Annotated in this window: 10 protein-coding genes; 3 read left to right on the top strand and 7 right to left on the bottom strand. The window is 66.7% G+C overall.

Annotation, left to right across the window (positions count from 1 at the left end):
- Positions 1 to 9: 9 nt before the first annotated feature.
- The 6 genes from C1A30_RS30955 to pdxH form a co-directional block, all read right to left on the bottom strand.
- Positions 10 to 429 carry a MarR family winged helix-turn-helix transcriptional regulator gene (locus C1A30_RS30955; protein WP_101952042.1) on the bottom strand — a complete coding sequence of 140 codons (420 nt, stop codon included), beginning with the start codon at positions 427 to 429 and terminating at the stop codon, positions 10 to 12.
- The gene (locus tag C1A30_RS30950; RefSeq protein WP_101952041.1) at positions 419 to 1,876 is read right to left on the bottom strand and encodes a DHA2 family efflux MFS transporter permease subunit; all 1,458 of its coding nucleotides are present in this window, start codon (positions 1,874 to 1,876) and stop codon (positions 419 to 421) included. The genes C1A30_RS30955 and C1A30_RS30950 overlap by 11 nt, the downstream gene beginning before the upstream one ends.
- A 142-nt stretch (positions 1,877 to 2,018) precedes the next feature.
- Positions 2,019 to 3,323: a citrate synthase gene (locus tag C1A30_RS30945; RefSeq protein ID WP_101952040.1), complete on the bottom strand. Its 1,305-nt coding sequence runs from the start codon at positions 3,321 to 3,323 to the stop codon at positions 2,019 to 2,021.
- Between the two features lie 95 nt (positions 3,324 to 3,418).
- On the bottom strand, positions 3,419 to 4,069 hold the full coding sequence (locus C1A30_RS30940) for a TetR family transcriptional regulator (protein ID WP_101953007.1): 651 nt from the start codon (positions 4,067 to 4,069) through the stop codon (positions 3,419 to 3,421).
- 69 nt (positions 4,070 to 4,138) lie between these two features.
- On the bottom strand, positions 4,139 to 5,416 hold the full coding sequence (locus C1A30_RS30935; RefSeq protein ID WP_101952039.1) for an MFS transporter: 1,278 nt from the start codon (positions 5,414 to 5,416) through the stop codon (positions 4,139 to 4,141).
- Positions 5,416 to 6,075 carry a pyridoxamine 5'-phosphate oxidase gene (gene pdxH / locus C1A30_RS30930; RefSeq protein WP_369974222.1) on the bottom strand — a complete coding sequence of 220 codons (660 nt, stop codon included), beginning with the start codon at positions 6,073 to 6,075 and terminating at the stop codon, positions 5,416 to 5,418. The genes C1A30_RS30935 and pdxH overlap by 1 nt, the downstream gene beginning before the upstream one ends.
- 116 nt (positions 6,076 to 6,191) lie before the next feature.
- Here pdxH and C1A30_RS30925 point away from each other — a divergent pair, with 116 nt between their 5' ends.
- From C1A30_RS30925 to C1A30_RS30915, 3 genes are read left to right on the top strand one after another with little or no spacing between them, the layout of a single operon-like run.
- Complete coding sequence (locus C1A30_RS30925; RefSeq protein WP_101952037.1) at positions 6,192 to 7,319, top strand: citrate synthase 2; 1,128 nt, start codon at positions 6,192 to 6,194, stop codon at positions 7,317 to 7,319.
- Positions 7,295 to 7,930: a maleylpyruvate isomerase N-terminal domain-containing protein gene (locus C1A30_RS30920; protein WP_101952036.1), complete on the top strand. Its 636-nt coding sequence runs from the start codon at positions 7,295 to 7,297 to the stop codon at positions 7,928 to 7,930. The genes C1A30_RS30925 and C1A30_RS30920 overlap by 25 nt, the downstream gene beginning before the upstream one ends.
- 40 nt (positions 7,931 to 7,970) lie before the next feature.
- Positions 7,971 to 8,420, top strand: coding sequence for a VOC family protein (locus C1A30_RS30915; RefSeq protein WP_101953006.1), 450 nt, complete (start codon positions 7,971 to 7,973; stop codon positions 8,418 to 8,420).
- On the opposite strand, the gene C1A30_RS30910 is transcribed toward C1A30_RS30915, so the two are convergent.
- Positions 8,417 to 10,972 (bottom strand): family 1 glycosylhydrolase, encoded by a 2,556-nt coding sequence (locus C1A30_RS30910; RefSeq protein ID WP_101952035.1) that lies wholly within the window; start codon positions 10,970 to 10,972, stop codon positions 8,417 to 8,419. The two genes, C1A30_RS30915 and C1A30_RS30910, sit on opposite strands and share 4 nt — an antisense overlap.
- Positions 10,973 to 10,977: the final 5 nt, after the last annotated feature.

Below are 10,977 nucleotides of genomic sequence, written 5' to 3'. Positions count from 1 at the left end.
ATGATATGGCTAGCGGCTTGCCACGCGGTCCAGGATGGTCTGCAGAGCCCTCAGGTCCGCGGGGTCGAGCGCGGCCAGCGCGGCAGGCGCCGGATCCTCGACCGCGTCGATCTTGTCGACCATCGCGCGGCCTGCGTCGGTGAGCGAGACGACCTTGCAGCGGCGGTTCGTCGGGTCGGTTTCGCGCACCACCAGGCCACGGTCCTCGAGATCGTTGACCGCGACCGTCGTCGCGGGCGGATCCATCGTCGCGGCGTGTGCGAGTTGTTTGACGGTCATCGACTGCCTGCTCAGTCGCACGAGGATGCGCACCCTGCTGAACGGCAGCCCGCTGCACTCGACGACCGCGCGCTTCCACCCGTCGCGGTTGTCGTGCACCAGCGACGCAATCGTCCGCCAAACCCCGTCGGCCAGAACGTCATCGGACATCGGCGCTCTCCTTCACCGCAGTCCCGGCCACCAGTGGGGCCAGTCGATCCGCGGATCTCAGTGCGCGCGCCGACGTGGAGAACACCGCGAGCGCGAGGATCACCACACCCAGCCCGGTGCAGATCAGCCACAGCGGCCTGGCGGCTACCGCGAAGTCGACGCCCGTCCCGGCCAACGCGGAGCCGACCACCGAACCGCACAGCGCCACACCGACACTCACGCCGACCTGACGACTGGTCGAGGCCACCGCCGAGGCCGCGCCCGCCCGATCGGTCGGCATGCCGCTGACCGCCGCATTGGTGATCGGCGCGTTGACCATCGAGAAGCCGACGCCGAACACGGCGAAGATCACCAGGATCTGCCACACCGCGGTGGTCGCGGTCAACCGCGTGAGCAACACCGTCGCGGCGGTGATCAGAACGCCGGCGATCAGCAGCGACGGCCGGCTGCCGAACCGACCGACCATCCGGCCCGACAGTGGTGAAAAGATCAGCGCGCCAACGGCAACGGGCAGATAGATCAGGCCGGTGTGCAACGCCGAGAAGCCCCGCTCATTTTGTAGGTACAGCGACATCACGAACAGGAACGCGCCCCATGCGGCGAACGCGCACACCGCGATCATCGTCGCCGAGGCGAACGGGATGCTGCGGAAAAACCGTAGGTCGATGAACGGATCGTGGCGGCGCGATTCGTAGTACAGGAACGCCACGAAGGCGAGCAGCGCGACGACGCCGACCACGATGTTGCGGGTGTCGGTCCAACCGCGGGCCGGGCCTTCGATCATCACGTAGACCACGCCGAACAGGAACGCCATCCCGAGACCCTGGCCGATGGGGTCGACGTCACGCATGGTGACCGAGCGCGATTCCGGTACGAAGATGGCTGTCAGCACGATGGCGAGCGCGCAGATCGGCAGGTTGATCCAGAACACCGCCCGCCAGTTGACGAGTTCGATCAGCGCGCCGCCCACGATCGGGCCGAGCGCCATCGAGATGCCGACGACTCCACCCCAGACCCCGATCGCGCGTGCGCGCTCGACGCGTCCGGTGAACACCTGCGTGATGATCGACATCGCGACCGGGTTCAGCATCGAACCGCCGATGGCCTGCAGCATGCGAGCCAGGATCAGGATCGAGATGTTGGGCGACAAGCTGCACAGCAGCGACCCGACCGCGAAGACGACCAGCCCGATCTGGAACGTCCGCCTGCGCCCGAAGCGGTCTGCCGTGGCACCCGAGAGCAGCAACAACGAGGCGAGCACCAGCGTGTAGATGTCGATCACCCACTGCAGTTCCGACGCCTTGGCGCCGAGATCGGCGCGGATGTTCGGTATCGCGACGTTGACGATCGTCGCGTCCATCGACACGATCAGCAGGCTCAGGCAGCAGGTCACCAGGATGATGGCCTTGCGCCGCGAGCTCAACGACCGGACGACAGCTTCATTCACGCAACAATTGTGAAACTACAACTGTTGGCTGTACAAGCTCGGGCGCGGTGAAATGCGTCTCAGGCCGCGAATGTGGGGTTATGCCACGCCTCGCCCGCCCAAAGCGTGCGGGTAACCCACGTTCGGCGGAACCCGTGAAGCCTCAGCGGGCGTCGAGGGCCTTGTAGTCGCGCTCGGTGTAGCCGGTGTAGATCTGCCGCGGACGACCGATCTTGCCGCTGCCGTCCTCATGCATCTCGCGCCAGTGCGCGATCCACCCGGGCAGCCGGCCGACCGAGAACAACACGGTGAACATCCGGGTCGGGAAGCCCATCGCGCGGTAGATCACGCCGGTGTAGAAGTCGACGTTCGGATAGAGCTTGCGCTCGACGAAGTAGTCGTCGGTCAGCGCGACCTCTTCGAGCGCCTTGGCGATGTCGAGCAATTCGTCGTCGCCGCCGAGCTTGCCGAGGATCTTGTCGGCCTGCTCCTTGACGATGCGCGCCCGCGGGTCGTAGTTCTTGTACACCCGGTGGCCGAAGCCCATCAGCTTGACGCCGTCTTCTTTGTTCTTGACCTTCTTGACGAAGTCGTGCACGTCGCCTTCGGACTGGCGGATCTTCTCCAGCATCTCCAGCACCGCCTGGTTGGCGCCGCCGTGCAGCGGACCCCACAGCGCGTTGATGCCGCCGGAGATCGAGGTGAACAGGTTGGCCTGCGACGAGCCGACCAGCCGCACCGTCGACGTCGAGCAGTTCTGCTCGTGGTCGGCGTGCAGGATGAGCAGCAGGTCCAGCGCCCGGACCACCTCCGGGTCCACCTCGTACGGTTCGGCCGGGAAGCCGAACGTCATCCGCAGGAAGTTCTCCACCAGGCTCAGCGAGTTGTCCGGGTACAGGAACGGCTGGCCCACCGACTTCTTGTACGCGTACGCCGCAATGGTCGGCAGCTTGGCCAGCAGCCGGATGGTGGACAGCTCCACCTGCTCGTCGTCGAACGGGTCCAGCGAATCCTGGTAGTACGCGCTCAGCGCGTTCACCGCGCTGGACACCACCGGCATCGGGTGCGCGTTGCGGGGGAAGCCGTCGAAGAACCGCTTCAGGTCTTCGTGCAGCAGCGTGTGGCGCTGGATCTGGTGGGTGAACTTCTCCAACTGCTCCGTCGTGGGCAGCTCGCCGTAGATCAGCAGATAGCTGACTTCGAGGAAATTGGACTTCTCCGCGAGCTGCTCGATCGGGTAGCCGCGGTAGCGCAGGATGCCCGCGTCGCCGTCGATGTAGGTGATCGCGCTCCTGGTGGAGGCGGTGTTGACGAACCCCTCGTCGAACGTGGTGTAGCCGCTCTTGGCCAACAGCGAACCCAACGCGATGCCGTCGGCCCCCTCGGTGGCAGTGACGATGTCTAAGTCAAGCTCGCCGCCGGGGTAAGAGAGGCTGGCGTGCTCACCACTGGATGGGTTATCGGCCACGGGAATCCCTTCGTCGCTGCCGTCAATGCGGAGGTCTGCCCTACAAAAGGTAGTCCCATTCCAGCAGTCGTGCCCGAGCGGGGGCGGCGACTTAGCTAGACCGAGGGTCGCGCGTCGGAGATTTCAGCCATGAACTCGGCGTATGTCGCCTCCAGTCGCGCGACGATGCTGTCGATGTCGACGGTGGCCCAGTCGACCTCCGGCAAGCCGAGATCGGCGAACGCGGTCATGATGATCCCGCCCCACATCGCGGAGACGAGGCGCAGCCGACGGTCGTCGATGGGCACGCCGAGCCGCTTGGCCAGTTCGATGTTGACGGCGTGGGGCCGGAACTCCAGCGCCGCGTGCCGCAGCGTCGGTGACGACATGATGATCCGGACGATGCACAGCATTCGCTCCGCCGAGAGCGCGCCCGGCGGCGCTGTCTTCGTGCCGGTGTACATCGCGATATAGGAGCGACGCAGCGCCTCGAAGTGATTCAGATCCGCGGGCTGCTTGCTGAGTTCCTCGGCGGCCGTGCCGAGCGCGTCGTCGACGAGCGCCAACGCGATGGCGTCCTTGGTCGCGAAATACCGGCTGAAGGTGCGCGGTGAGACGTCGGCGACGGCGGCGATCTGGTCGACGGTGGTGCGCTCGAAGCCCTGGCGGTCGCAGAGTTCGACCGCCGCGTCGATCAAGGTGGCGCGGGTGCGTTGCTTTTTACGTTCCCGCAAACCGAGGGCTGGCACGCCCCTGACTTCAGCCACGAAGGGCATCCTAAGCATGGTTGTTAGGTTTTCGCTTAGAAAGTGGCGACTACCGACAGTTGGCGACGGTCATACTTTGTCGCCCTCAGCCACCCGGTAGCGGATGAATGCAGGCACGACCAGCGCGGCGACCAGCACGCCGACCACCACCAGCGCCCCGCCGCCCGCGGCGGCGATTGTGGTGCCGACCGCCGCGGCGGCCGCACCGTGGGCGGCGTCAGCCAACCGGGGGCCGCCTGCGACCACGACCGTGAACACACCCTGTAGCCGGCCACGCAGATCGTCGGACGCCACCTGTTGCAGAATGGTCGACCGGAACGCCGCCGACACCATGTCGGCCGCTCCACCAATTGCCAAGAACGCCAACGCAATCCACAGCCAGATGCCGGTGTGGCCGGACGCGAACCCGCCCGCCAGTCCGAAGCCGATCATCGCCACACCCCACACGACGACCGAGACCACCACCGCGAAGCCGTGGCGCTTGATGCGGGGGAACCAGCCGGAGAACACCCCGCCTACCACCGCGCCCGCCGACATCGCCGCAGCCAGCAGCGCCATCGTGGTGCCGCCCTCGATCGGTCCGCCGAAACTCTGGTGCGCCATTTGCGGGAACAACGCGCGCGGCATGCCGAGGATCATCGCGATCAGGTCGACGACGAACGACATCAGCACCACCTGGTTGCCCGCCAGGTAGCGGAAACCGTCCATGACCGCGGTGAATCCGTATCCCGACGAGCCGCTGGCCCCGTTGACGGGCGGCATCGGCGCGAGCCGGAACGTCGCCCAGATCGGCACGATGCAGGTGATGGCGTCGATCAAATACAGCGTCGACAGGTCGACCCAGTGCAGCAGCACACCCGCCAACAGCGGCCCGACGATCGCCCCGAACTGGAACACAGTGAAGTTCAGCGAGTTGGCGGCGGCCAGCTGCTCGCCGGACACCATCCGCGGGATCGCCGCCGACCGGGTGGGGCTGTTGATCGCATAGAAGGCCTGCTGCACCGACAGCAGGCACAGCACCACCCAGACGTTGTTCAGCGTCAGCGCGGCCTGAAGCCACAACAACACCGACGACAGCGCCAGCCCGATCGAGGCGAGGATCAACAGCGTGCGCCGGTCCATCGCGTCGGCCCATGCGCCGCCGAGCAGTCCGAACACGACAAGCGGAACCAACGCGAACAGCCCGGACAACCCGACATAGGCGGAGTTCTGCGTCAGCGCGTACAGCTGCACCGGCACCGCGAAGATCGTCAGGTTTCCGCCGATCACCGTCACGATGCCGGACAGCCAAAGCCGCCGGAAATCCGGGGATTGCAGCGGTGTGGTGTCGGCGAAAAGTCTGCGCACTACGGCTGGAGCCGCTCGACGCGGCAATTCTCCGATGTCACCGGCCCGCCGGTGACGCTAAAAACGCGAATCCTGTTGTGCACCCGGTTTTCCCGGCCCTGCCAGAACTCCACGACCTCGGGTGCGATCAGGTAGCCGCCCCAGTTCGGTGGCACCGGCACCGCGTCGAGGTCCGCGAATCGGGCGGTCACCTCGGCCAGCTGCTCCAGCAGCGCCGCGCGCGACGCGATCGGCTTGGACTGCTGCGACGCCCACGCGCCCAACTGCGAACCGCGGGGCCGCTTGGACCAGTAGTCGGCGGTCGCCTCGGCGGACACCTTGGTCACCGGACCGCGCACGTGCACCTGGCGGCCGAGCAGGAACCACGGAAAGGTCGCCGACGCGTACGGCGTCGTCGCCAACTGTTCGCCCTTGGCCGAGTCGTAGTTGGTGAAAAACGTGATCCCGGTTTCGTCCACGCTTTTGCACAACACGGCACGCGTCGCGGGCCTTCCCACCTCGTCGACGGTCCCGACCACCATTGCGTTCGGTTCGGCGACGCCCGCGGCCTCGGCGTCGGCCAACCACTTGCGCAGCAGCGCCACCCAGCCGTCGGCGAGCCAGTCGGCGTCCAGGTCGCTGCTGCCGTCCTTCTCGGCGGACCCGTACTCGACCCGCATCCGGGCCAGGCGTTCGTCGTCGGAAGTTGCCACCCGACAAAAATACGCCGCGGCCGTCTGTCGCCTGGTTACCGACCGGTAGACAGCGCGGACGGCGCGAGTGCAAGAATTTGGCCATGACTACGACGTCAGCGGTACCGGAAGGTTTCGTCGAGGGGCTCGAGGGCGTGGTCGCCTTCACCACCGAGATCGCAGAACCGGACAAGGACGGCGGGGCGCTTCGGTACCGGGGCGTCGACATCGAAGATCTGGTCAACCGGAGGGTCACCTTCGGTGACGTGTGGGCGCTGCTGGTCGACGGCAAGTTCGGGCACAGCCTGCCGCCAGCCGAACCGTTCCCGCTGCCCATCCACAGCGGTGACGTCCGCGTCGACGTGCAGGCCGGGCTGGCGATGCTGGCGCCCATTTGGGGCTACCCGCCGCTGCTCGACATCGACGACGCGACCGCCCGCGACCAGTTGGCCCGCGCATCGGTGATGGCGCTTTCGTACGTCGCGCAGTCCGCGCGCGGCATCTACCAGCCCGCGGTTCCGCAGCGGACCATCGACCAATGTTCCACGGTCACAGAGCGTTTCATGACGCGCTGGCAGGGTGAACCGGACCCGCGGCACGTCGAGGCCATCGACGCGTACTGGGTGACGGCGGCCGAACACGGCATGAACGCGTCGACGTTCACCGCACGGGTGATCGCGTCGACGGGTGCCGACGTCGCGGCGTCGCTGTCCGGGGCGATCGGCGCGATGAGCGGTCCGCTGCACGGCGGTGCCCCGGCCCGGGTGATCCCGATGATCGAGGAAGCCGAGCAGACCGGCGACGCCCGCGCGGTCGTCAAGGGCATCCTCGACCGCAAAGAGAAGCTGATGGGCTTCGGTCACCGCGTCTACCGCGCGGAGGATCCGCGGGCCCGGGTGTTGCGGGGCACGGCGAAGCGACTGGACGCGCCGCGGTACGAGGTGGCTGCCGCGTTGGAGCAGGCCGCGCTCGCCGAACTCCGCGAACGTCGCCCGGATCGCGCCATCGAGACCAACGTGGAGTTCTGGGCCGCAGTCATTCTCGACTTCGCACAGGTGCCGACGAAGATGATGCCCGCGATGTTCACCTGCGGGCGGACCGCGGGCTGGTGTGCGCACATCATGGAGCAGAAGCGGCTTGGCAAGCTGGTTCGCCCGGCGGCCATCTACGTCGGTCCGGGACCGCGCAGCCCCGAGTCCGTCGAAGGATGGGACCAAGTCGCGAACTCGTGACGGATCCGGTTGCCACCTTCGCCTCGGCGGCGCACAGTTTCGCCGCGCTGGTGCATGAGCTTCCGGCTGGCGGCTGGGACGGTCCCGGTCTCGGCGAGTGGGATCTGCGCTCGCTGGTCGGTCACGCGTCGCGCTCGCTGATCACGGTCAGCACCTACTTGCAGCAGCCCGCCCAGCGCGAGGACATCAAGACACCGCACGAGTACTACGCCATGGTGAATCCGACGGTGCTCGGACTGGAGCCGGAGGGTGTCCTCGAGCGTGGCAGGCAGGCGGGCCGCGACCTCGGAGATGATCCAGCCGCGACGGTCGACGGACTGGTGTCGCGGGTGCTGGATGAGTTGGATGGCGTCGGCGATCCATTGATCACCGTGATCGGCGGCGCAGGCATCCGGCTGCACGCCTATTTGCCGACACGGACGTTCGAGCTGGCAGTGCATGGACTGGATATTGCTCGCGCCGTTGGCATTTCGTTCACACCGCCGCCCGACGTGTTGGAGGAGGCGACCGTGTTGGCGGCGCGTATCGCGGCCTTCGCAGGGCATGGCGAACCCGTGCTGTTGGCGTTGACGGGACGAGCCGAGTTGCCGTCGCCGTTCTCTGTCGTCTGAACGCGCCCACGTGTCGGTGGCGGGTGGTTGTATGGCCGACATGGCAATCGAAGTACAACCATCCGTATCCCCGCATCTGTGTGTCGACGGCGCCGCCGCCGCAATCGACTTCTACGTCAAGGCTTTTGACGCTGTAGAGCTGGGGCGGGTGCCAGGACCGGACGGCAAACTGGTGCACGCCGCGCTGCAGATCAACGGCTCGACGGTGTTGCTCAACGACGACTTCCCGGAGTACAACGACGGAAAGCCGTCGACCCCGACGGCGCTCGGCGGCACACCGGTGACCATCCACCTGACGGTCACGGATGTCGACGCGAAGTTCCAGCAGGCGCTCGACGCAGGCGCCACCGTGGTCGCGCCGCTGGACGACCAGTTCTGGGGTGACCGCTACGGCGTGCTCCGCGATCCGTTCGGACATCAGTGGTCACTGGGCCAGCCGGTGCGCGAGGTGTCGATGGAGGAAATCGCCGAGGCGATGCAGCAGGGCTAGACAGCCAATCCCGGGATGTACATCGCCAGCACACTCAGCGGTAGCGAGTGGTTGGCGTCCTTGGTGATCGCACTGATCGCGGCGATGCTCGCCGGCTTCGGCGTGCGCTCCAGCTCCGGCGTCGTCGGATCGGACCCGTAGAGGCCGAACTGCAGGTCGTAGCCCTCGACCCATTCGAGGTTGTCCACGAAAGACCAATACGTGTAGCCGCGGATGTCCATCCCGTGGGCGAGCAGGTCCTGCACCACCGCGATGTGGCTCACGATGTACGACGGCCGCTTGGTGTCCTCGTCGTCTGCGATACCGTTCTCGGTTACCCACAACGGTTTTCCATATGACGCCGCGAGCTCGAGCACTTCGCGGAAGCCGCCCGGGTCGGTGGGCTGGTTGAAGTCGCTGCAGTTTGGCTGCGACGCCGAGCACCGCACCGGCAGACCCTGCAGGAACGGGAAGCCCGGGATCGGCGCCAGGCCGAAGCCCTGCATGGGCTGCGACCCGTAGTACTGCACGCCCATGAAGTCGACCTTGTTCTTGAAGTCCTCGTGAATTTCGTTCGCCTGTTTGATCCCGTCGAAGTTCGCGTCGACCCAGCCGTCGATCACCGCGTTCGGGAACCACTTGTTGTAGAACTGGTTCCACGCGTTCGCGGCCTGCACGTCCAGCGGATTGATCGGATTGGCCGGCCGCGCCGGGATCATGTTGTTGGTGAATCCGACGAACGCCGCGGGCTGGCCGTCCTTGGCGATCTTGGTGTCCCACTGGTGGATCGCGTCGTATGCCGCGACGTGCCCCTTGGCCTCGTTGACCAGGAACGTCGACGCGAGGTCGGGCCGGATCACCCCCGGCGGCCAGTTCGGCACCAAGCCGGGGATGGCGAGGAACTCGGTCAGCACGGGCGGGAACGGTTCGTTGAGCGTCGTCCAGTTGTCGACCTGGTCGCCGTATTTCCACGCGACGTAAGCGGCGTACTTCTCGAACTCGTCGGGCGTCGTCGGCGACAGCCAACCGGCGGCGGGCGCAGGCAGCCCGAGTTGAATCAGGGGCCGCGCCGTGATCGGGTCGTGCACCCACGTCGGCAACGTGAAGTGGTTGACCGACACCAGCGGTTCCAGGTTGTGTGCGCGCAGCGAGTCGAACACATCGCGGTAGTGCTGCACCTCGGCCTGGTTGGCCAGCGCGTCGAGGGCCTGCAGGTCGGCCAGGCTGACGGTGCCACCCTCGTCGGAGATGTCAACGGAGGCAGTCGAGTTCGGGAAGATGCGGCTCCACTCGATACTCATCCGGAAGGTGTCCATGCCGAGTTGGTCGTGGGCGAGTGCCGCGTCGCTGTCGTAGGAGACGTACGTGCCCGGCCCGTTCTCCGGCACCCCGTTGGCGATGCCCAACAACTGATTGATCGAGTCGTGCACCCACTTGTACCAATCCGAATTCGGGTCGACGGGTGAGTTGGGGCCGCCCTCGGCCTGGAAGCCTGCGTGCGCCACGCCCCAGTGGAAGCTCGCCGGGAACGACAGGTCGACGCCCGCCACCGGGTCGACGTTGACGGTGATCTTCTGGGCCACCGCGTCACCGCCGCCGGGGTTGATGAAGTTGCCGAGGATCGGCACGAACTTCAACAATCCCATCGGGCCGTGGACGTGCAGGCCGGCCGCCTTGTCGCTGACCACGACGGTGAACTCGTCGGTGCCGCCGACCGCGGCCATCGCGTTCATCGGCCGGTAGGTGAAGTTGCCGTCCTGATCCACCTCGAGCGTGCCGCCGTTGAGCGGCCTGCCGACCACGGTGTAGGTCAGCGGATCACCGTCGGGGTCGACGGCGCCGATGTTCCCGGTGACGAGCCCGTTCTGCTGCGGGTTGACCACCGGGTGGACGCGCGGTGTGCCGTTGAACAATTCGCGCCGCACCCACGCCAGCAGGGTCCACGCGGTAGGTGGCTGCGTGGGTGCCGACGGCAAACCGGCCGCGAACGGATCGAGCACCGCCTTGACCACGCTGGACACGAGGCCGCCGACGTAGGTCACGACGGTGGTCGGGTCGTAGGCCGTCGGCCACGGCCGCAGCGACGGGACGGGCGGTGTGGTCAGCTTCGTGGTCACCGCGGCTGATGTGGTCTGCGGGGTTGCCGAGAGAGTCTGCGCCGCAACGGATGTCACCGGCTTCTCGGCGACCGCCGCTTTGGCAGACGGTTGCGGGTCGGTGTCGGTGTCGGTGTCCGCCTTCACCTCGGCGGCGGCGACCTTGCTCGCGGGCGCTTTCGCGGGTTTGGCGCTGTCCGCGGACTTGACCGTCTTCTTGGGTTTGGGCTTCTTCTTCGTCGGCTTGGTGACCTCGTCGTCGTCCTTCGGCTCCGGACTGGTCACGGTCTCGGGTTTCGTCGGCTCACTCGACGGTTGGTCGGCCGTCTCGGAGGTGGTCGACGCCTTCTCGGTGGCGGTCGAATCAGGCGTATCCGCCCACGCCGGCGCGCACCCGTATCCGGTGGCCAGCGCGACGCCGATACCCAGCGCAACGGCCAATCCTCCGACCCGACCGATATAGGCAGCAGGACGCATGGCTT

The organism is Mycobacterium sp. 3519A (assembly GCF_900240945.1).
In the GTDB taxonomy this organism is placed as follows: Bacteria; Actinomycetota; Actinomycetes; order Mycobacteriales; family Mycobacteriaceae; genus Mycobacterium.
Note: the sequence above shows the minus strand (reverse complement) of the source record. Positions and strands in the feature narration are given on the sequence as shown.